The 21,739-nt window shown below is 48.7% G+C and carries 21 protein-coding genes; 10 read left to right on the forward strand and 11 right to left on the reverse strand.

The genetic code is table 11. The features are described from left to right. Positions 1 to 9: 9 nt before the first annotated feature. The 7 genes from J0A67_RS15460 to rfbC all read right to left on the reverse strand — a co-directional run bounded on the left by J0A67_RS15460 (position 10) and on the right by rfbC (position 6,443). On the reverse strand, positions 10 to 747 hold the full coding sequence (locus tag J0A67_RS15460; protein ID WP_206570269.1) for a shikimate dehydrogenase family protein: 738 nt from the start codon (positions 745 to 747) through the stop codon (positions 10 to 12). Continuing rightward, a complete protein-coding gene (locus J0A67_RS15465) occupies positions 747 to 1,679 on the reverse strand; it encodes a DUF368 domain-containing protein (protein WP_206570270.1) in 933 nt (310 codons plus the stop codon). Before J0A67_RS15465 ends, J0A67_RS15460 begins: the two co-directional genes overlap by 1 nt. A gap of 53 nt (positions 1,680 to 1,732) precedes the next feature. After that, positions 1,733 to 2,503, reverse strand: a complete 771-nt coding sequence (locus J0A67_RS15470; RefSeq protein ID WP_206570271.1) for a phosphosulfolactate synthase — start codon at positions 2,501 to 2,503, stop codon at positions 1,733 to 1,735. A gap of 109 nt (positions 2,504 to 2,612) precedes the next feature. Next, complete coding sequence (locus J0A67_RS15475; protein ID WP_206570272.1) at positions 2,613 to 4,028, reverse strand: tetratricopeptide repeat protein; 1,416 nt, start codon at positions 4,026 to 4,028, stop codon at positions 2,613 to 2,615. 141 nt (positions 4,029 to 4,169) lie between these two features. Continuing rightward, positions 4,170 to 5,129 (reverse strand): NAD-dependent epimerase/dehydratase family protein, encoded by a 960-nt coding sequence (locus J0A67_RS15480; protein WP_206570273.1) that lies wholly within the window; start codon positions 5,127 to 5,129, stop codon positions 4,170 to 4,172. Between the two features lie 10 nt (positions 5,130 to 5,139). Next, the gene (locus J0A67_RS15485; protein ID WP_206570274.1) at positions 5,140 to 5,889 is read right to left on the reverse strand and encodes a tyrosine-protein phosphatase; all 750 of its coding nucleotides are present in this window, start codon (positions 5,887 to 5,889) and stop codon (positions 5,140 to 5,142) included. Further along, on the reverse strand, positions 5,889 to 6,443 hold the full coding sequence (gene rfbC, locus J0A67_RS15490; RefSeq protein WP_206570275.1) for a dTDP-4-dehydrorhamnose 3,5-epimerase: 555 nt from the start codon (positions 6,441 to 6,443) through the stop codon (positions 5,889 to 5,891). The genes J0A67_RS15485 and rfbC overlap by 1 nt, the downstream gene beginning before the upstream one ends. 203 nt (positions 6,444 to 6,646) lie before the next feature. On the opposite strand from rfbC, the gene hflX reads away from it, so the two are divergent. Both hflX and J0A67_RS15500 read left to right on the forward strand, forming a co-directional pair. Then, positions 6,647 to 7,912 carry a GTPase HflX gene (gene hflX / locus J0A67_RS15495; protein ID WP_206570276.1) on the forward strand — a complete coding sequence of 422 codons (1,266 nt, stop codon included), beginning with the start codon at positions 6,647 to 6,649 and terminating at the stop codon, positions 7,910 to 7,912. A 165-nt stretch (positions 7,913 to 8,077) separates the two neighbouring features. Continuing rightward, on the forward strand, positions 8,078 to 8,284 hold the full coding sequence (locus tag J0A67_RS15500) for a hypothetical protein (RefSeq protein ID WP_206570277.1): 207 nt from the start codon (positions 8,078 to 8,080) through the stop codon (positions 8,282 to 8,284). 88 nt (positions 8,285 to 8,372) lie between these two features. On the opposite strand, the gene dgt is transcribed toward J0A67_RS15500, so the two are convergent. Beyond that, complete coding sequence (gene dgt / locus J0A67_RS15505; protein ID WP_206570278.1) at positions 8,373 to 9,716, reverse strand: dGTP triphosphohydrolase; 1,344 nt, start codon at positions 9,714 to 9,716, stop codon at positions 8,373 to 8,375. Positions 9,717 to 9,825: 109 nt separating this feature from the next. Between dgt and J0A67_RS15510 the strand changes: the two genes are divergently transcribed. From J0A67_RS15510 to J0A67_RS15525, 4 genes are all read left to right on the forward strand, one after another. Continuing rightward, positions 9,826 to 10,638 (forward strand): DUF4382 domain-containing protein, encoded by an 813-nt coding sequence (locus J0A67_RS15510; RefSeq protein WP_206570279.1) that lies wholly within the window; start codon positions 9,826 to 9,828, stop codon positions 10,636 to 10,638. Positions 10,639 to 10,723: 85 nt separating this feature from the next. Continuing rightward, entirely contained in the window at positions 10,724 to 11,512 is a 789-nt protein-coding gene (locus tag J0A67_RS15515) for a DUF4382 domain-containing protein (protein ID WP_206570280.1), read from the forward strand. Next, entirely contained in the window at positions 11,509 to 12,537 is a 1,029-nt protein-coding gene (ribD, locus tag J0A67_RS15520) for a bifunctional diaminohydroxyphosphoribosylaminopyrimidine deaminase/5-amino-6-(5-phosphoribosylamino)uracil reductase RibD (protein WP_241265204.1), read from the forward strand. The genes J0A67_RS15515 and ribD overlap by 4 nt, the downstream gene beginning before the upstream one ends. Next, the gene (locus J0A67_RS15525) at positions 12,530 to 13,012 is read left to right on the forward strand and encodes a free L-methionine (R)-S-oxide reductase MsrC (RefSeq protein ID WP_206570281.1); all 483 of its coding nucleotides are present in this window, start codon (positions 12,530 to 12,532) and stop codon (positions 13,010 to 13,012) included. Before ribD ends, J0A67_RS15525 begins: the two co-directional genes overlap by 8 nt. Here the strand turns inward: J0A67_RS15525 and J0A67_RS15530 are convergent. After that, positions 13,009 to 13,782 (reverse strand): alpha/beta fold hydrolase, encoded by a 774-nt coding sequence (locus tag J0A67_RS15530; protein WP_206570282.1) that lies wholly within the window; start codon positions 13,780 to 13,782, stop codon positions 13,009 to 13,011. The genes J0A67_RS15525 and J0A67_RS15530 overlap by 4 nt on opposite strands. An 11-nt stretch (positions 13,783 to 13,793) precedes the next feature. Next, positions 13,794 to 15,707, reverse strand: coding sequence for a 1-deoxy-D-xylulose-5-phosphate synthase (gene dxs / locus J0A67_RS15535; RefSeq protein WP_206570283.1), 1,914 nt, complete (start codon positions 15,705 to 15,707; stop codon positions 13,794 to 13,796). A gap of 176 nt (positions 15,708 to 15,883) precedes the next feature. Between dxs and J0A67_RS15540 the strand changes: the two genes are divergently transcribed. The 4 genes from J0A67_RS15540 (at position 15,884) to J0A67_RS15555 (ending at position 21,058) form a co-directional block, all read left to right on the forward strand. After that, on the forward strand, positions 15,884 to 16,630 hold the full coding sequence (locus tag J0A67_RS15540) for a segregation and condensation protein A (RefSeq protein WP_206570284.1): 747 nt from the start codon (positions 15,884 to 15,886) through the stop codon (positions 16,628 to 16,630). 2 nt (positions 16,631 to 16,632) lie between these two features. Continuing rightward, positions 16,633 to 17,697, forward strand: coding sequence for a lysylphosphatidylglycerol synthase transmembrane domain-containing protein (locus tag J0A67_RS15545; protein WP_206570438.1), 1,065 nt, complete (start codon positions 16,633 to 16,635; stop codon positions 17,695 to 17,697). Between the two features lies 1 nt (position 17,698). Then, a complete protein-coding gene (locus J0A67_RS15550; protein WP_206570285.1) occupies positions 17,699 to 20,167 on the forward strand; it encodes a bifunctional UDP-N-acetylmuramoyl-tripeptide:D-alanyl-D-alanine ligase/alanine racemase in 2,469 nt (822 codons plus the stop codon). A 69-nt stretch (positions 20,168 to 20,236) separates the two neighbouring features. Further along, complete coding sequence (locus J0A67_RS15555) at positions 20,237 to 21,058, forward strand: ion transporter (protein ID WP_206570286.1); 822 nt, start codon at positions 20,237 to 20,239, stop codon at positions 21,056 to 21,058. On the opposite strand, the gene J0A67_RS15560 is transcribed toward J0A67_RS15555, so the two are convergent. After that, complete coding sequence (locus tag J0A67_RS15560; protein ID WP_206570287.1) at positions 21,042 to 21,731, reverse strand: potassium channel family protein; 690 nt, start codon at positions 21,729 to 21,731, stop codon at positions 21,042 to 21,044. The two genes, J0A67_RS15555 and J0A67_RS15560, sit on opposite strands and share 17 nt — an antisense overlap. Positions 21,732 to 21,739: the final 8 nt, after the last annotated feature.

Below are 21,739 nucleotides of genomic sequence, written 5' to 3' on the forward strand. Positions count from 1 at the left end.
AGCATTTAGTTACGAATTCCAAATCACCCAATTGGCTTCTGCTTGCAAGGCCAGCATATCCATCCCATTTTTGGCCTTCCCTCCTTTGGACACGCATGCCTTCATCAGCGTGGTCTCGGCCGGATTGTACACGAGGTCATAGACCAGATGCCTTTCTCCCAGCTGATTGGTGGGGATGGCGGGCATACCCTCTGTGTTGGGATAGGTGCCGAGGGGAGTGGTATTGATGATCAGTGGAAAATCACGTAGATAATGGGAATCGGAGGCAAGTTCTGCATAGGTAACTTGGCCCTCTCCAGCCGATCGGGATACCGAAAGAAATGAAATTTCCAAGTCCCGCAAAGCTATTTTCACAGCTTTCGAAGCACCGCCCGTTCCCAAGACCAATGCCTTTGGCCGTGCATTTCCAAGCCAGTTTTCCAGTGAATGCTTGAATCCAAGGTAATCCGTATTAAAGCCTTTTCGGTTTCCGCCACGGATCTGTATGCAATTTACTGCACCAATTTCGCGGCAAGCGGGGTCCAATTCGTGCAAAAAAGGTATGACTTGTTCCTTGTAGGGAATGGTTACCGCCATGCCTTCCAACTCGGGATTTTCTCGCAAAACAAGCTCAAAATCGCCGATCTGGGGAATCTCATAAGAGTCAAACTGACAACCCTGGATGCCTTCCTTTTCAAACTTCTCCGTAAAGTACTTTTTGGAAAAAGAGTGCGTCAAAGGGTAGCCTATCAGTCCAAATTTTCTCATTAATCCAAAAGTTTAGCTGCCAGCCATTCAATCAAAAGAACCAGGATAATCCCAAAGGCAAAGGCCGTAATCGCTGCCAGTACTTGTGGCTCCTGGCCGACAAGCTCCATGTAGTTTCCCGGGAGCACATTTTCATCCAGAAAGGGCTTTTGCTCTCCAGTGGAGCTCGTCCTCCAGGCTGTGACCAGCTTCCAAGGCCAGAGCTCATTGACTGAGCCCAGCATAAATCCGGAAAGCAGCCCGATAGTGACGGAATGGTATTTTTTCAAAAGCCAGGAAACAACCCGGCTAAAGGTCAATATTCCTACAGCGCAGCCTGCAGCAAAAACGGCGAGTTTCAAAACGTTGCGGTCTTTTACAGCCTGGAGAATAGATTCATACTGCCCGAGGATAAGTAGGATAAAACTGCCGCTGATCCCGGGTAAAATCATTGCGCAGATGGCAATGGATCCGGACAAAAAGGTAAACCAAATCGCATCCGGAGTAGTGGTCGGAGGAAGATTGGTTACCCACCAAGCGATCAATGCTCCTACCAGTACAGCCAGCACAACACCCAAATGCCATCTTCTAATATCTTTCAAAATCAAGAAAGCGCTGACCAGAATCAGTCCTGAAAAAAAGGACCACAAGGGGATGGGATGGTTCGCCATCAGGTAGGTGATGACGCTCGAAAGTGCAAAGACGCTGGTCAGGATCCCCAACAGCAAGCTGAGCAAAAACTTGCCGTTGACCGCCTTGAAGAATTTCGTGAGTTCGAATCGCGTCAGAAGCTTGAGGTTGTCGACCGAAAAGGAATTTATACTGTTTAACAATTCCTGGTAGATTCCGGCAATCAGGGCGATTGATCCGCCTGACACTCCAGGCACAATGTCCGCAGCCCCCATGGCCATTCCCTTGAGGTAGGTGAGCGCGTACTTTTTTATAGATCTCATAGAAAAAAAAGGCTGACCAATGAATCGATCAGCCTGTTATGGAAATGTTTGTTTCAAAGTTTGATTTCGCCTAGGAAGTGGTCGAACGTATCGCCTCTCAGTCCGAGTCGGATGGTTTCCAAGGGAATCACCTCCGAAGGACTGATATTACCTAGATTCACGTTGGCACCGAGCAGCTTGATAAACCAAACCTGCTGGGATTTTTGGGGAGCTTCCCAAATGATTCTTTCTTCTGGTACTTGCGTTAAAATCTCCTCGACAAGCCCTTGGCGCACTTCTCCAGAATCGCGGAACAGGCCTACATTTCCGCCTTCACGAGCCTCTCCGATCACTTTCCATGCTCCGGCGCTTAGCTCGGTTTGCATTTGCTCAATCCATTTATAAGGAGGTATGATCTTGGCAGCGTCTTTGGACCCCACTTCCGATAGCACAGTCACCTGCTGCGAAAGGGTGGAGATGAATTCACACTTTTTGTCGTGGTTGAGCGAAATGGAGCCATCGGATACTTCTGCGAACTCCAGCTCGTATTTGTCTAGGACGCGTCTGTAATCTTCGAATTGTCCTCTGACAATAAAGGCTTCAAAAAGGGTTCCCCCAAAATAAACGGGGATGCCTGCGGACTTGTAAACGGCAATTTTCTCGGTGAGATGTTTGGTAACGAAGGAAGTAGCCCATCCCAATTTGACTATATCCACGTAATCTGAGCAACTATCAACAAAATCTTCGGTTTCCCGAAGGCTAAGACCCTTGTCCATAGCCATAGTGAATCCCGTGGTACGTGGCTTCTCAGTCCGTACAGGAATATTCTTCAGCACATAATTCATGTGTTTGTAATTTGATTTTTGATGGCCACATGGAATCTCGCACAAGGGATAATCATCACAGGGTGTGATTTTTTTGTCATGCTTGATTTCATTTGCCAGGTTTTAAAGTTTAGAGCTGGGAATGGTCATCCCGGTATTGGGCGATGATCTTGTAGATGGCCTGTTGTTGCTTCAGCTCCGGCATCAGTTCGTACAAGATGGTATGCCTATCAAAGTCCAAAGTTAACGCATTTTCCAAATATGAAAACGCTTCCTTGTATTTGCCCATCTTGACGAGGTAAACTACCATGCGATAATATAATTCAGGCTCCTCAGGAGCCTCTTCGATTCCTTCTTTGACTACATCGATTGCCTCTTCAAAGCGGTTTTGCTCAAAATAAATCACCGAGAGATTGACGTAAGTCTCCATGATCCCCGGCTCTAGGTTGATGGCTTCTTCATAGGCCTCCGAACTGGCTTGCATATTACCCAGATTGAACTCCGCGTCTGCCAAGCCCACCCAGTAGTTTGGATTGTCCTTGTTCAGGTTCAGTGCTTTCTTGAAATAGTGGATCGCCTCAAAAAACTTCTCGTTCTTCAGCATGCACATTCCCAGCCCAAACCAGGCATCGTCGTATTCCTCGTCCAGTTTGGCCGACTTTTTAAAATACTTAAATGCCTCGTCTATCCTGCCCAGTTTCTCATAAGCGGCTCCCATGTAGCAGCAGTTTTCCGCATTTACCCCCTCACAGTTGATTGTGTTTTGGTAAGCTTCCAGTGCGGCTTCATAATTCTGGGTATTCATCAGGGAATTGCCCATGTTGAAATAAGCTGAAGCAAACGCATCATCGATGATCAGCGCATATTCATAGGCGGAAATGGCATCCTCAAATCTCCCAAGTCGATTGTAGACCACGCCGAGATTATACCAAGCGCCTGCAGAATAGGGATCTTGATCGATGAATTCTTGGTAAAACTGCAGTATCTCGTCAAAGGAGCCTTCTTCCTCGGTGATCATCGCCAGTTGGAACAGGGCATCCTCGTGGTTGATTCGGTTTTTTACCGCTTCTTTGAAATAGTCGCTGGCTTTGGTGTTGTCGCCCTTGGCACGATAAAGATTACCCAAGGAGTAAAAAACCTCCGCTTTGTCCTCCGCCATGGGCAAGTAGTTCTCCAAGAGCTCGATACCTTCCTGATGATTTCCCGCTAGAATCTGCGCATTGGCAAGTGCCAGCACGATGTCTTCATTGTTTGGAGACAGATTGTTCAGATTTTCGAGGATACTCAGCCCCTCGTCCAGCTCATCGTTGAAGATGAGGCACTGCGCCTTAAGCAGACGGATCTCCACCGAAAAAGGAAACTTTTCCAGGGAGTACTCGGAGGCTCTAAGCGCTTTGAGGAATTTTTGCTGATCAAAGTAAAAGCGGATAATATCTTCCAGCTCTTCTTCTTCGAAATAGAGGTCCAGGTTTGATTTCAGGGAGTTTTCAAATCGCTCAACAAGCTTTTTGTCTTCTTCCCAGTCGTGATCGTGATCTCCGGTCATTCGATGGTGTTATGGTTTATTTAAGATACCAATAAAACAGGGATCTCAAAATTCGCTTTTGTTAAATTTTCCCCTCTTGAAAAAGGGAGGATTTTCGGGCATATCAATTTCTAAACGCTTCCTCAAAAAAATAAGTTTGGATCAAGACGATTTGGCCCACTCCAAACTTTCCCGCAGGGAATAGAACTGATAATCCAGTAAGCTCTGGATCTTGGAGTTGTCAAAGCTGATATTCTGTTGGGAGAGCATGGCGCTCCTTCTATTAAGGGGGACGTTTTTGAAGCCAAACAGCTTCGCAATGGACACGAGCGTAGAGAATAAACTGATCTGCCAGCTGCTCAAGGGAATGGACGGAGCTCTCTTTCCGAAGACTGCCGCTATTTCAGAAAAGAATTCCCGGAAGGGAAGCGACTCCCTGTTCAGTACAAAACGGTCACCCCAAGTGCTTTTTTCCACCAAAAGTCTGGTAATCCGCGCGGCATCCCTGACGTCGATGTAATTGAGACTTCCCTTTGGAAAAAACCTGTTTTCGTCCAAGACATAGGAATAAATGGAAGTACTGCTTTTTCCATAGCTGACTTTGCCCAGCAATACCGATGGGTTTACCACGATCAGCTCCAAGCCTTCCTGTTCACCTCGCCAGGCTTCAAGTTCAGCCCAGTATTTTGAGACGGCGTACTCGGTATTCAGGTTAGACTCTATCCATTTGGACTTTTCGTCTAGCTTTCTTTTTTCCGGATTTCGGCCGATCGCTGCTACAGAACTCACATGGACCAGCTTCTTCACGCCGACACTAAGCATCGCATCGACTACGTTGGCCGTCCCGCGAGTATTCACCTCATAGAGTAGATCCTTGTCTTTTGATAGAAAAGACACCATTCCCGCAGCATGAACCACCAAATCGATTCCCTGCATCGCATCCAGCAAGGATTCAAAATCCGAAAGTTCGCCCTGATGCCAGTGAACAGGAAAATCGAAGTCCGACAGCAGCCCAAGTTGGGACTCGTTCCGTCTGAGACCATGGATGTTGCCGATTTGGCTAAATTCCCTCGCTAGCTGGTTTCCGAACAGTCCTGTGATTCCTGTGATCAGAATATTCATAAACCGGAAGCTATAGTCTGGTATTGATTAGTTCTAGGGTCTGGATTTTTTCGTAAATCTTTTGGTATTTGGGCAGCGTCTCCAGCATGTCAAGGTAGCGCGCATTGTGGCAATCGGTACCCAGAAGTGCGACCACTCCCTTTTCCACGAGCATCTCAGCAAAATCCTTTACTTGCCTAGAATAAAATCCAGTCAGGGACAGCAGATTCACCTGAAAGAGCAGCTTCCGGTCGATCAGCTCCTCCTGCAATTTTTTGTCTGCTATGAGATATTGATAACGCTCCGGATGCGCCAAGATTGGCTTGTAGCCGGCCATTTCCAGATTAAAAATGATGTCAAGCAACATCTGGGGCTTATTGATAAATCCGGTTTCCACCAGAATGTGTCTATCCCCAAAGGTCAGCATCTTCTCCTCAGCCTTTACTTTTTCGAGAAAAATCTCGTCCATATAGTATTCCGCAGCCGCATCGATCTCGATCTCGATCCCTTCATTCTTCACAGCCTTGCGGAGATCCTCCAGCCCCATTCCAATGATTTCAGGGGTATTTCGGTAGTACTCGGCCATGATATGCGGAGTAGTGATGATTTTTCTGAGGCCAAATTCGGCCAGCCTCCTGACCAATGCAAGCGATTCCTCCATGGTTTTGCTGCCGTCATCGATGCCGGGAATCAAATGCGAATGCATATCTACCTCTAGCCAGGACAGATCTAGCGGGACCACCTCTTCCGGCTTTCTCTTGAACAAATCACGCCATCCCATCACAATCCCCCTCCACTTTGAGTTTTAAATTCTTCAAGGCTTATCCATTGTTTGTCCTTGTCCGAAACGATCGGCTCTTCTACCTGCCAATCAATTCCTAGAGCAGGATCGTTCCATAGAATGCCTCCCTCCGCAGGTTTGTTGTAATAATTCGAGCATTTGTAGACAAAAACTGCGTCCTCCAGCACGGAGAATCCATGCGCAAAACCAACCGGAACATAAAGTAAATTGTTCCTCTCGGCATCCAGAATTGTGGAAAAATGACTGCCAAATGTGGGAGAGTCCTTTCTCAGGTCAAGAACGACATCCAGCACTTTCCCGGAGACTACGCGCACGAGCTTGGCCTGGGCGAAAGGAGCATGCTGAAAATGCAATCCACGAACGGTTCCCTTTTGGGAAAAAGACTGATTGTCCTGAATCCAGTCTACGTCGATACCTTCGTTCTCCAACCAGTCTCGCCGAAAAGACTCAAAGAAATAGCCTCTGCTGTCAGGAAATATTTTGGGGAAAATTTCAAGAAGACCTGAAATCGGCGTGCTTCGCAGTTCTGGCATTTTTGGGGATAATTTCTACTACTTGAACCGGTAAAATAACCACTCCGTCCTTGACTATCCTAATCTATTCTAAGGAATTATGCCCAAATTTGCAGCGCGAGCCCGCTAAACCACTGGTTCAGCGTGCCAACCTTTGCCAAGTATTCTCCAAAGCGGAACAAATTTCGCTGATTTGGGCTTAGTCTATCCGAATACAAACCGCTATGAACAAATTTTCAAGGAAGCTTCAAAAACTACACGATACCGCACCCAAGCAGGAAACGGCCGTTTTGGTCACCTTGATCCGGCAATACCAAAGCGAGCAGTCGGTAGAGGAGCACCTGGATGAGTTGGCCTTCCTCGCCGAGACGCTCGGCGCGAAGACAGTCTACAGATTTACCCAAAGGATGGAAAAACCCGACATCCGGACCTTTGTCGGATCTGGAAAGCTGGACGAGATCAAAGCCTACGTCGAGCATTTCGAGGTGGATATGGTGATTTTTGACGACGACCTTTCTCCCTCACAGATGCGGAATCTGGAAAACGAGATCAAAGTCAAAATCTACGATCGCTCCTTGCTGATTCTTGATATCTTCCTCCAAAGAGCCCAGACTGCCCAGGCCAAAACCCAAGTCGAACTTGCCCGCTTCCAGTATCTCTTGCCCCGCCTGACCAACATGTGGACCCACTTGGAGCGGCAGCGAGGTGGAACAGGAACACGGGGAGGCGCTGGTGAAAAGGAAATAGAAACTGATAAGCGGGACATCCGCGCCAAGATCACGCTACTGAAAGACAAGCTCCTCGAAATCGAAAAACAGGGAATCACGCAGCGAAAGGGCCGAAAAGGAATCGTCAGGGTGGCCTTGGTGGGATATACCAATGTAGGCAAGTCAACCTTAATGAACCTGATCACGAAGACCGATATACTAGCCGAAAACAAGCTATTCGCCACGGTGGACTCCACAGTGCGAAAGGTCGTGCTGGACACGATTCCCTTTTTGCTCTCGGACACCGTCGGATTTATCCGAAAATTGCCCACCCACCTGATCGAGTCGTTTAAGTCAACCTTGGATGAAATCCGTGAAGCAGACCTCCTCGTCCATGTGGTCGACATTTCGCACCATGCCTTTGAGGACCACATCGCAGTGGTCACTCAGACACTCAACGAGATCAAGGCAGGAGACAAGCCTGTACTGCTGGTTTTCAACAAGATAGACCTAGTACAACAGATGCCATCGGAAGAAGAATCCCAACACATCAGCGAGCATGAGCTCCAGGAAACGCGCTATGTGGAATTCAAGGCCCTCAGCGACGCCTACGAAAAGAAAAACGGGATCAAACCGGTCTTCATGGCTGCCGCCTCAGCCGAAAATGTGGAGGAATTTCGGGAGTCGCTTTTGGCCGAGGTGAAAAAACAACATCGCAAAATATATCCCCACTATCTGGAAGACGAGGTGATCGACTGGACAGAAAAAGGCGAATCCACCTAATCTTCCGGATTTTGTCCAGCCAAAAATAGGCTGGTTTGACAACCCAACTTTTCAAAAAAACCATTAAAGGATTGAAAATAAGTTTGTTTTCAATCCATTTTTTTTAATTTTATCTAGTGTTTTGACCATTTGGTCAAAAAAAATTCAATCAAACCAACTTTCACCATGATCACAAAAACATTAAAAACATTATCCTTGGCGGTATTTGCAGCTGGCTTTGCCGTAGCAACCATGGTCTCTTGCGGACCCAAAAAAGAGGAGGTTGTAGAGGAAGAAGAAACCATCGAAGAAGTCGCACCACCCGTTGAGGAGATTCCGGCGGATACCACGATGATGGACTCTACCGTAGTGGACAGCGTTGCGTCCAATTAAAAAAGTAATCAAAAGAATGAAGCCGGTGCGGGGTGACTTGCACCGGCTTTTTTGTCTATTCAGCTTTCCTCGCTGTGTTCAGGTACGATTAAATTCCGGGAAAGGAAATCCCGTTGACTTTGCGGTAGAGATTCAGCGCATATTTGTCGGTCATGCCTGAAATGTGGTCTACCAAGGCCCTCAACATCGGGTAGGGATTAACCTCAGCACCCCAGCCTTTCATCGGAAAATCCTCCGGAAGCAGACGAAGGACGCTCTTGTCTTGGCCGGAAAACAACTCCGACTGGTAGAAATGGTGATACAGCGCTCTCGAAAAAATGGACAGTAAGCCCTCCAATACCTGAAATCCCGCAGCTTCTTTTTCCAAGACAACTTTGCTACGATAGATTTTCTGAATTGACACCGTGGAAATGTCCGCCAACGCTTGGGCCGAGGGAATGATGTCCGTCAGGGCCTTGTCGAAGTTTCCCTTGCGCATGTTCTCCTCATATTGCCCAAAAAGCCCCACGGTTTCCCGGATGAGCTGCCCGATTGCCATAGCCCGAAACGCCCCAAGATTCTGGGTATTCGTACGGTTTTTGAGTTTTTCCGGGTCAAACTTCCCTTTCAGAATGGGCTTTAGCAATTCCATCGTCTCTTCAAAGCTCACCAAACCCAAGGTGCAGCCGTCCTCGAGGTCGATGATACTGTAGCAGATATCATCGGCGGCCTCCACCAAAAACGCCAACGGATGCCGCATCCAAGAATCCGAGCTTGTCTTCTCAATCCCTAGCACTCCGCACATCTGCTCAAAATCTGTGAGTTGGTTGATGAAAAATCCGTATTTCTTCTGGCTTTTCCGGGCAATGTCCCGCTGTACAATCAGGCTTGGCCGCGGATATTTGGTAAAAGCTGCCAAAGTCGCATAGGTGAGCTTCAACCCAAACTGCTTGGAAACCAGCATCCTAAAACCTTGGGCATTACCCTCAAAATTGACCAAATCTGCCCACTGGTCCATCCTGACGTGCTTTTCCCACAGCCGGCCGTCGGGGTGGAGTCTGAAAAAATCAGAAATCGCCTCTTCGCCGGAATGTCCAAATGGGGGATTTCCTATATCGTGAGCCAAGGCCGCAGCAGCGACTATGGAGCCGATGGCCGACGCCGTAACACCCTGGTTTTGAAGAATTGGGAATTTGTCTAGGAGAATTTCCCCGGCACCCTTTCCAAGGGAGCGACCTACGCTAGACACTTCAAGACTATGGGTAAGGCGCGTGTGGACAAAAGCCTGATCGGGAAGGGGAAAAACCTGGGTTTTGTCCTGTAGGTTTCGAAAGGGGGCCGAAAAAATGACCCTGTCGTAATCAATTTCAAATTCGCTTCTGGCTTTGTCCGAAGTTGCAGCTTTCTGGCTTTCTCCAAATCTTCCGTCTGCCAGAAGGTTTTCCCATTTCATCATCCCCAAAATTAGAAATCTCCTCACAATTTCTTTTGGGAAAATTTCAATCCCTGATTTGGCATAGTTGTGGTTTAAGTTGTGGCCCAAACCAAACTATTATTACCATATGAAATTATTCAAGACCATTTTAGGACTTTTCGCCATTCTAATGTTCGCCGCTGGCTGCGAAGTATTCAACGATAGCCCTACTTCATCAGAAGCACAAGTAAATTTCCGCTTGGTAGACGCGCCTGCCGAATACGATGAAGTTTGGGTAGAAGTATTGGCCCTTAGGGTAAAATTGGATCATGAGGGTGGAGAGATGGACGAGGATGACGACTCCTGGACGGAAATCACCTACAATGGGCCTCAAATGGTAAACCTCCTGGATCTCACCGGCGGCAATTCTATCTTGCTGGGCTCTGGGGATTTCCATGAAGGAGAAATCGATCAAATCCGATTGATTTTGGGTGACAATAACTACCTCGTGCAGGACGGCGATGAAATCGACCTAAAGACTCCCAGCGCGCAGCAAAGCGGCTTAAAAATCAAAGTTGACCAAGAAATAAACGGAGGAGAATCCTATGATTTAGTTATCGATTTTGATGTAGCAAAATCCATCGTCACCGCGGGGAATTCAGGAAATGTGATCCTCAAACCCGTCTTGAGAGCATACCTTGATGAATCTCAGGGAATCCAAGGGCAAGTCTTCCCTCTTGAAGCCCATCCAATCCAGATTACCATCGAAGGACAGGGCGTCCAGATTAATACCTTTGCCGATGAAGCAGGAAACTACTCTGTGATGGGCTTAGCTCCCGGCAGCTACTCTATGACTTTCAATCCACAGGCACCCTACGTGGTAGAAACCGTCACCAACGTCCTGGTACTGGACGACGAAGTGACGACACCTGACGTGCTCACGCTGGAAGCAAAGCCATAATCAAATTGCCGGTATATCCGGCAATTTTTCTTTCGCCTCCTTGCTATCGGAGAGGCTATGAAAAGTTTTGGGCTAAATTTAGGCCGTGAAGCGATTTTATTTTCTCCTACCTGTTCTTTTTGCAGTCCTAATCCTCTCCTGCAAAAGCTTTGACGAAAGTCCAAAAGCATTGGTCAACGTGCTGCTGATCGACGCGCCAGCCACCTGGGATTCGGTTATTGTCGAAATCCAGGGCGTTGAATTGGATTTTGTCCCGGACGGTCGGGACGGAACCGTCGAAAAAATCTTTCTTCCCTATGAACCAGGCGATAAGGAAGTCGACGTGTCCCAATTGGTCGGCGGCGTCGCGCTACCCGTGGCCCGGTCGGAGATTCAAATGGGAAAAATAACCGGAATCACACTCCGCTTGGGTACCGAAAATGCACTTTTTTTGGACGAGGATCGCTATCCCCTTAGCCTCCCCGGGGGCAATGCCGATTATTCCCTTCCGCTTAGCGTTGACTTGGAGCAGGGCATATCCTACGACTTGATTTTGGATTTTGACTTGGAAAAATCCATCCAAGTCGTGAATGCCAGCCCCTTGGAATTGGATTTCAACCCTACGCTCAGCGCCTTTTCCGGTGTGGGCAGAGGGGATATCTCCGGGACCACCAGCCCCACGAGCCTAAAGCCGGTAATCTATGCCATTCAAGCAGGCGATTCGACCAGCACCCATACCAATAGCTCCGGTGGCTTTCTCTTTCGCTTGGAACCCGGTACCTACACGCTCTATCTCGATCCCAAAAACACCAGCTACGCTGACACCGTGCTCAACGTCGAAGTAAAATCCGGGAGCACAACGACCCTCGAACGAATCACCTTTGCCAGAAAATGAGCGACCGATACCAATCCTTTATGCGCCGGGCTTTGGAGCTAGCCTCTTGGGGGAAGGGCCAGGTCAGTCCCAATCCCATGGTCGGATGCGTAATAGTCCACGGGGAAAAAATCATCGGTGAGGGATATCATCAAGCTTACGGTGGACCACATGCTGAAGTCCATGCCATTAATTCGGTGCAAGATCCTCGACTACTCTCCGAGGCGACAGCCTATGTCACGCTTGAGCCTTGTGCACATTGGGGAAAAACTCCGCCCTGCGCAAATCTTTTGGTGGAAATGGGGCTGAAAAAGGTGGTAATCGCCGCTGTGGACTCCAATCCTTTAGTCGGTGGAAAAGGAATTGAGATTCTCAAAAATGCTGGCATTTCTGTCGAAACCGGCTTGCTTGAAAAAGAGGCAAGATGGCAAAACCGTCGATTTTTTACTCAAATGGAGAAGAAAAGGCCCTATGTGATCCTGAAATGGGCGCAGACCCAAGATGGTTTTGTCGCCAGAAAGGACTACAGCTCCAAGTGGATTTCTGGTTCCCTCAGCAGGCAATTGGTTCACAAGTGGAGGGCAGAGGAAGATTCCATCTTTGTGGGAAAAAACACGGCGCTACACGATGACCCCCGGCTGGACGTTAGGGACTGGGTGGGCAAAAACCCGATCCGTATTGTGCTGGACTTGCGACTCGAACTACCCCAAAACCTTCATCTATTTGACCAATCCACTCCTACGATCTGTTTCAACAGCAAGGAGTCCAAGGTGGAAAAAAACCTGGAACTGATAAAAGTAGAAACGGAATTTACAGTTTCCGCCCTGCTTGGAGAGCTGCACTCGCGGAAGATCCAAAGTCTGATCGTGGAGGGAGGCAACCGCGTATTGAGTCAGTTCATTTGTGCTGGTCTCTGGGATGAGGCACGGGTATTCACCAGCAAAACTAAATTTGGAGATGGTATTCCAGCCCCACATTTGAACCAAAATCCTTCTGAAACGCTTACCATCGGCGAAAACCTTCTAAACATCTACTACAATGGCTGAGTCTCTGTATATACCAGAAGCCGCGACCAAAGCTGAAAAATACGAAGCCGTCATCCCCCAGATCGAGGCATTGATCTCAGGCGAGCCTGACCTCTACGCCAACCTGTCCAATATCGCTGCGGCATTGCGTGAAGGATTTGGTTTTTTTTGGGTGGGATTTTACTTGGTAAAGGGTGAGCAGCTCGTATTGGGACCCTTTCAGGGGCCTATTGCCTGCACTCGGATAAATTTCGGAAAAGGCGTCTGTGGTGCCGCGTGGAAGGAAGCCAAAACCCAACTCGTGCCCGACGTGGATGCTTTTCCAGGTCACATCGCCTGTAGCTCCTCCTCGAAGTCAGAGATCGTCGTTCCTGTTTTCAAGGAAAATGAGGTGGCAATGGTCTTGGATGTGGACAGCGATCAGCTCGCAGACTTTGACCAGACAGACCAGAAATATCTCGAGGAGCTAATGCAAATCCTGTCTAAAACACTTTAATGTTTTGTGGAAGATAGGGCGAACTCGCGTATCAGTTCTAGTGTCTCCTCTCTTTTTTCGACCATTCCCATATGTCCCACGCCTTGAAGTTCGAAGTAGTGTGTAAATACATCTTTTTGTTTCCGACTGGCCTCTATTTTAACGGCACCATCCTCGGTACCGGCAATCAGAAGTTTAGGTCCTGAAAAATCCCTAAGCACATCCAAGCGCTCTTTTCTACCCCGCATCGCCCCAGTAAAAGCGATCAAGCCGCTTAAAGTCGAGCGTTTTCCGTCCTCTATGGCCCATGCGATTTCTTCCTTGAATTCTTCGCTACTTCCTTCCGGGAAAAGAGGCGGAACAAAGGAGGAAACAAATTTGTCCACTCCGTGCTTTTTTAGGAAAAGGATAGCCTTATTGCGGGTCGCCTTTTTGTCGGGGGAATCGGCATAGCTTGAGGAATGGAATAGCCCGACAGCCTTTAACCTACTTCCCATCAATTCCAAAAGTGCCAATGTGACGTAACCGCCAAGCGAATGGCCGATTACGATCGGTTGATGAATTTCGTTAGCATCCATCCATTCTTCCAGGATGACGGCAACTTCCTCCAGGGAAATCTGTTCTCCGGAGATTGGCGAATCGCCAATTCCAGGCAAGTCGGGACAAATTACCCGAAAATCTTTGGCCAATTTCTCCGCAAAATCCGTCCACATTCTCGACGTTTCGCAAAACCCGTGGATGAGCACCAAAGGCTGACCCTCTCCTTTTTCGAAAAAATGTATACTAGACATTGGGAACCGAGTTAGATTGTTCGAGCTACTTCTGAAAGGCTTCTAACTGTCGCGGCAATTCCCTCGGGATCAAAACCACACTCTCGGTGCAGCTCAAGCTGCTCACCATGCTCAATCACCTCATCGGGGATACCCAGGCGCTTCACTTGGGCGGAATAGCCATTATCCATCATCCACTCCAGTACGGCAGAGCCAAAGCCACCCATAAGGCAGCCGTCTTCTACCGTCACGACCTTCTTGAATTTGCCGAAAACCTCATGAAGAAGCTCTTCGTCAAGTGGCTTTACAAACCGCATGTCATAATGTGCCGGATTGAGTCCTTCTTTTGCCAAGACATTGCAAGCATCTACCGCATAGTTGCCGATATGGCCGATGGTAAGAATGGCAACATCTTCTCCTTCCCTCACGATTCTACCCTGTCCGACAGGAATCTCGCGTAGCGGAGTCTTCCACTCTGGCATCACTCCCGCACCCCTTGGATAGCGAATGGAAAATGGCCCATTGTAAATGCTACCCGTGTACATCAGGTTTCTCAGCTCTTCCTCATTCATAGGAGCGGAAACGACAAGATTGGGCACGCAACGGAAATACGCAATGTCATAAGCTCCGTGGTGTGTAGGTCCATCCGCTCCAGCAAATCCGGCTCGGTCCAGACATAACACCACAGGAAGATTTTGCAAGCAGACATCATGAACGACCTGATCATAAGCCCGCTGCATAAAAGTTGAGTAGATATTGCAAAATGGCACCAAGCCCTGAGTAGCTAATCCCGCTGAGAACGTGACAGCATGCTGTTCGGCGATTCCCACATCAAAAGCCCGCTCAGGCATCGCCTTCATCATGATATTCATGGACGATCCCGACGGCATCGCGGGAGTCACTCCCATGATGCGGCTGTCTCGCTCGGCCAGCTCTACCAAAGTATGCCCAAACACATCCTGGTATTTTGGAGCTTGGGGACTTGTAGGCACCTTTTTGAAGATCTCCCCGGTCACCTTGTCGAAGGTTCCCGGCGCATGCCAAGTGGTTTTATTTCCTTTCTCGGCGGGCTCATATCCCTTGCCTTTCACCGTAATGCAATGAAGGATTTTTGGGCCTGGGATATCTTTGAGATCCCTGAGGATTTCGACCAAATGGTCTACGTCATGCCCATCTACAGGTCCGAAATAGCGCAGATTGAGGGATTCAAAAAGATTGCTCTGCTTCAGCACGGCAGACTTGATTGCTCCCTCTACTTTGGAGATGACCTCTTGGGCACTCGAGCCAAATTTACTCAACTTGCCGAGCATTTTCCACACTTCATCCTTCACCTTGTTGTAGGTGTGGGAGGTGGTGATGTCAGTCAGATAGTCCTTCAGAGCCCCTACGTTGGGGTCGATTGACATGCAATTGTCGTTAAGGATGATCAGCAAGTTTGAGTCGCTAACGCCTGCATGGTTCATGGCCTCAAACGCCATCCCGCCAGTCATCGACCCATCCCCGATCACCGCCACGTGCTGGATCTTGGAGCCCTTATATTTAGAGGCAACTGCCATCCCCAGCGCAGCGGAAATGGAGGTACTGGAATGCCCTACGCCAAAGGTGTCGTATTCGCTCTCTTTTCTTTTTGGGAAACCTGAAATGCCTCCGTATACCCTGTTTGTATGAAAATCCTTTTTTCTCCCAGTCAAGATCTTATGCCCATAAGCCTGATGTCCCACATCCCAAACGAGCTGGTCGGCAGGGGTATTGAGCACGTAATGCAAGGCCACCGTCAGCTCTACCACTCCCAGACTTGCCCCAAAGTGCCCACCATAGACGGAGACATTATCCACGATAAACTGTCTCAGCTCTTCGCAGATCTGGACCAATTTGTCTTTGGGAAATTTCTTGAGATCCTTGGGAGTATCTATCTGGGCTAGGAGCGGACCGGGCGTGATTTGCATTTTCTAAAGTATTGGTGTCAAAGTGGAATAACCCAAAGCGGATCAGTTTGTTTGCTCATGCTAGAAATGAGCCAGATTTACGCATTTGCTTTATTTCCAAGCATTCCCATTAAATTGCTTAATTGAATATCTTTGGCTACGAAAAGGCAAAGTTAACCAATAAATTCCGCTAACCGTTGAGTTTCGAGATCAAATTACCATTGTTTGAAGGCCCCTTTGATCTGATGTTGTTTTTCATCGAGCGGGACGAGCTGGACATCTATGACATTCCCATCTCCAAGATTACCAAGGACTTCCTTGACTATATCCATCAGCTGGAAAAAATGGAGATCGAGGTTGCGAGTGATTTCATTCTCTTTGTGGCCACGCTCATGAAGATCAAGTCGCGCATGCTTTTGCCGCGTCCCGAGCTGAACGAAAAAGGAGAAGAGATCGACCCAAGAGAGGAGCTGGTCAGGAATCTTCTGGAATACAAAAAATACAAGTCGGTAGTCGAGGAGCTAGCCCAGATGGAGTCAGATCGACTCTCAAAGGAAAAAAGGGGCAACCTCGCAAAGGAACTAATCGAACTTAGCAAGACGGAGGACGTAGATGCAGAGATGCAGCACGTGGATCTCTACAAGCTGCTCAAGGTGTTCCAAAAATGCATTGCCAAAATGGCTTCGCGATCCGAGGAAACCAAGCACACGGTCATCCAATATCCCTACACCATCGAGCAGCAGAAAGACTTCGTCTTGGAAAAGATCAGCTTCAAAAAACAAGTGCCTTTTACTGAGTTCATCGAATACAAACCAGACAAAATTTTCGTGATTTATACCTTTTTGGCAATTTTAGAACTTCTTCAGCTCTCTCAGGTCACGATCTTGATCGGCGAGGGATATAACAATTTTTGGGTAGAAAAGACGGAGCCAATCGCCGCCTGACGATGAAGCTGGACAACAAAAAAATCTTCCAAACCCTCAATCCAAACAAGGTTTGGGTGCCAATCCTGATCGGGCTCGGCATCATTGTCGCCATGTTTTACATGGATCCCAATGTCTCGATCGAAAACCTCAAAGTCGTCTCAGACGCCTCTTTGCCTTGGCTGTTTTTTGCTGTCCTGGTACTTTTTTTCCGCGATTTCGGGTATGTCTACCGGATCCGGGAGCTTACCGACCGGCATCTCAGTTGGACACGCGCCATCTATGTGATCATCCTTTGGGAGTTTGCCTCCGCAGTCACTCCCTCTGTAGTAGGCGGCACGGCGGTGGCCATGTTTATCCTCAACAAAGAGGGGATGAAGATGGGCAAAGCCATCGCGATCGTGATGGTGACGGCCATCATGGACAACCTATTTTTCGTCATCGGAGCACCAGTCATCCTATTTCTGGCCAAAGGGAATATTTTCCCCGATAGCAAACTGCTCGAAAGCCAACTGGAAAATAGCCTTCAGGCCATATTTTGGATCAGCTATAGTCTCTACGCTACCTATAGCCTAGTGATGGCCCTGGCACTGTTCTACCGCCCAAGGGTGTTCAAGTGGATCTTGATCAAAATTTGCTCCATCAAGTTTTTGAGAAAATGGAAACACAATGCCCAGGAATTTGGCGACCAGATCATCGTGGCATCCCGGCAACTGTCGGGAAAGAGCCTTTCCTTTTGGTTAAAGATCGTCGCGGTCACGATCTTCATCTGGACTTCGCGGTACCTCATGCTCAATGCGCTCGTGTCGGCCTTTGTCCCCCTTAGCCTTGAGCAGGAGATCATCGTATTTGCCCGGCAAGTGATCATGTGGATCGTGATGATGCTATCCCCGACACCGGGCAGCAGTGGCACGGCCGAGTTTTTTTATGGACAGTTTTTCGCCCAGTTTCTGGGACAGTACACCTTTGTCACCAGCATCATCTGGAGATTGTTCTCCTATTATCCTTATCTGTTTTTGGGAGCGATATTCCTTCCAAGGTGGATCAAGCAGGTTTTTTTCAAAAAGAAACAGCTAGCCGAGGAGTAAGATGCTCAGTCCACTTTCCATAGACCAGCTCCTCGCTGTCACGGCTGGGGAAGTACGAGGCAGGAGATTTTCCGGTACGATCTCAAAAGTTACTATAGATTCCCGGCAAGTGGTCCAAGCCGAGCAGACGCTTTTCGTCGCGCTCCGCGGAGCCAAAGCGGACGGAGCTGCTTATATCCCCAAGCTGGTCGAGGAGGGAGTTTGCTGCTTTCTGGTGCAAAGGGATTGGGAAATACCCGAAGGGTTGGAGGAAAAAGCAAGTTTTATCCTAGTAAATGACACCCGCCTCGCGCTGCAGGCAATTGCTGCCTACGAGCGAAAGCTTTTCGCTAAACCTGTGGTAGGAATCACCGGAAGCAATGGAAAAACCATCGTCAAGGAGTGGCTCGGACAGGTGCTCAGCCAAAGCTACGCAGTCGCCAAAAGTCCCAAAAGCTATAATTCCCAAATCGGCGTGCCACTGTCCATTTTTGGCATAGAGTCTTATCATCAGGTCGCTATCCTAGAGGCCGGCATCTCAAAGGCCGGTGAAATGGACTCGCTCCAGCAAATGATCCTTCCTGACTTGGGCATTTTCACAAACATCGGGAACGCTCACCAAGAAGGATTTGAGGACATAATTGAAAAAATCAAGGAAAAGCTACTTCTGTTTTCCAACGCCAAGCTGCTGGTCTATTGCCGCGACCATGAGTTGCTGCGGGATGAGATTGAGCGCTCCGTTGACGGGCAAAAGCTGGTCTCTTGGTCTACCCTTCCCGGTGCGGATTTTTCGGTTTCTGTGAAAAGGCTGGAAGTCCAGTCCAAGATCATCCTGCTGAAAAGTGACCTGAGCACTTTTACCTTTTCAGTACCTTTCACTGACAGCGCCTCTCTAGAAAATATCACCCATGTGATCGTAGCCGCGCTGTCCTTGGGGCAGGACTTTCCGGCTATCCAGGAAGGTCTCGGCCAGCTCAAGCCAGTGGACATGCGGCTCACGCTGAAACCCGGCCTCAACGAGTCGCTGCTCATCGACGACACGTACAACAATGATCTGGCTGGACTGAAGGTAGCGCTGGAGTTCCTCAGCCATCAACGGCCCAAGCGATCCAAAATCCTGATCCTATCCGACCTTCTCCAGCAGGGTTTGCCCGAGAAAGTCTATACTGAAGTGGCCGAGTTGATCCGTTCGTATGGCTTGGACAAAATCATCGGGGTAGGCACTGAGATCAGTCGTTTGGCGGAGCATTTTGGCGCCGCTTTCGAAAATTACGCTTCTACTGATCTTCTGCTCCACGCTTTGGATCCTGACACTTTTCAAAACGACCTGATCCTGATCACCGGAGCGAGATCCTTCGCCTTTGAGCGGGTGGTCAACCGTCTCCAGCTCCGCGTTCACGGCACCACACTGGAAATCAACCTGAATGCACTGACCCACAACTTCAATTTTTACAAACGCCTTGTAAAACCGGAAACCAAAATGATGGTCATGGTGAAGGCCTTTGCTTATGGAGGCGGAGCCGCCGAAATCGCCAACCACCTCCAAACTATCGGCGCGGACTACCTTGCCGTGGCCTTTTCCGACGAAGGAATCTCCCTGAGAAAACAAGGAATCAAACTCCCGATCATGGTGCTCAATCCGGTGGAAGAATCATTCGATTTGTTACGCGAGTATCAGCTGGAACCGGTGGTATTCAGTCCGGAATTTTTCAGAAAACTTGGCAAATACGCACAAAACCACGCGGTTAAACTGGCCATACATCTCGATCTGGACACTGGCATGCATCGCCTTGGATTTGAAAAGCAACAGCTTTCGGAACTGAAAGACCTGATTTGCGCATTTCCTGAGTTGAGAATTGCCAGCCTATACACACACCTCGTAGGTGCAGATGAAGAAATGCACGAGGAGTTTTCAAGACTACAACTGCAAGAATTCACCGAAATGAAGACCGAGATTGAGGCAGTCTTGGCCTATCAGCCGCTGATCCACGCATTGAATTCCGCCGGAATCGTACACTTCCCCGAGTTTCAGATGGATATGGTCCGACTCGGAATAGGACTGTATGGAGTAGAAGTAACCGGAAAACACGACTCAGCCCTCAAGGCCGTAAGCATACTGAAAACTTCCGTTTCCCAGATAAAAACGCTCGCTCCCGGGGCTACGGTCGGCTACTCAAGAAAAGGCCTCCTTCCCGAAGGAGGAAAAATCGCCACATTGGCAATAGGCTACGCGGATGGCTATGACCGGAGGTTTTCGCAGGGAAAGGGATACGTCCTAATCCACGGAAAAAAAGCCCCCGTGATCGGCAACGTCTGCATGGACATGGTGATGGTGGATGTGGGCGCAATCGAAGTCAAGGAAGGGGATGAGGCCATCATCTACGGGGAGCAGATTTCGCTCAAGGAATTAGCTGATCGAATTGGCACCATTCCCTACGAGCTCCTGACCAACATCAGCACCCGGGTAAAGAGGGTCTACTACTTGGATTGAAATCGGGTTCCCTTCCTTCCCATGTTCCAGCAAGGCCGCGAGTAAGCGGATTTTTCTTTAAATTCCTGCATGCTTTTATCCAAAAAAAGACTGGCCCACATCGTTTTTGAATCAGATGATCGGGCATCGAAGGCCTTCGACCTCGTCCTGCTTTTACTGATCTTCGGATCGATCATCGTCGCGATTTTAGACTCGGTTGCTGAGCTGCACTTGAAGTATGGCCGGATTTTTCTCGTGCTGGAATTGGCCTTCACACTGCTCTTTACCTTGGAATATGTTCTTCGGGTATGGCTTACGAGCAAGACCCTCAAATATGTAATCAGTTTCTACGGTATCGTGGATTTGCTCGCGATCCTACCGGTCTACCTGAGTTTTTTCATTGCCAATACCCATTTGCTCTCCGTAGTCCGGGCGCTGAGACTGCTTCGGGTGATCCGCATACTGAAACTTGGACGCTACCTGGCGGAGGCTGAATTCCTGAGAGAATCACTAAAGGCAAGCGCCGCAAAAATCCAAATCTTCCTTTTTATGGTCCTTACTATCGTGCTGATTATGGGCACGCTGATGTTTGTGGTCGAGGGGCCCGAGCATGGCTTTACGAGTATACCAGTCGGGATGTATTGGGCGATAGTCACCTTGACCACCGTGGGATTTGGCGATATCACGCCCGTGACGGCATTGGGGCAGCTCATGGCCTCATTGATCATGCTGATGGGCTATGCTATCATCGCCGTACCCACCGGGATCGTGACCTCCGAAATGGCAAGACGTAGAAAATCGGAAAGCCTCGAAGATCTCAAATCCTGCACCTTTTGCGGATTTGACCGGCTAGATCGGGGAGATAGGTACTGTAGAAACTGTGGGGAAAAAAGAGTCAATTCTCCAGATTGAGAAAATCCTGAATGTTTTTGATCTTTCCAAAGATCAAAAGAATGTCCTCCTCTTCGAAAACATAATCTGCCGAAATCACCCCAGCCACCTCCCGATGGGGCAGCTTCAGGCCCAAGAGGTTGGTCTTTTCCTTTTCTTTTATTGTCGTCATGATGTTCAGGGAAAATTCCCTTCGGATATTGGCTTCAGCGACCGTCATCCCCACATAGCGTTTTGGGACTTTCACCTCAACGATATTGTAGTCATCCGAGATTTCAAGCGAGTCTATTACTCCCTTGAGTTGTAACCGTTTCGCAAGACGCTCAGCCGTTTCTTCTTCCGGATGGATGATTTCGTCCACTCCAATAGCCCGGATCACCGTCTCGTGCAGTGCATTGATGGCCCGGCCGATGATACGTTTTGCTTTGAGCTGTTTGAAAATCGCCGTCGCAAGGATCGATGCTCCCACATCCTCACCGATCGCGATCACGATCACATCGGAGTCCTTCATGGGCAAGGTATTCACCGCATGCTGATCGGTGGCATTCAGCACCACGGCAAAGGTCACGTGGTCCTTGATCTGGTCTATCTTGGTTTCACTGTTGTCCACACCCACTACCTCGTGTCCGAGATCTGTCAGTCTTTTGGCCAAGTAGGAGCCAAAATTTCCCATTCCTACAATGATGTATTTCATAGCTAAAG

This window comes from Algoriphagus aestuariicola (genome assembly GCF_017254835.1).
Lineage (GTDB): Bacteria > Bacteroidota > Bacteroidia > Cytophagales > Cyclobacteriaceae > Algoriphagus > Algoriphagus aestuariicola.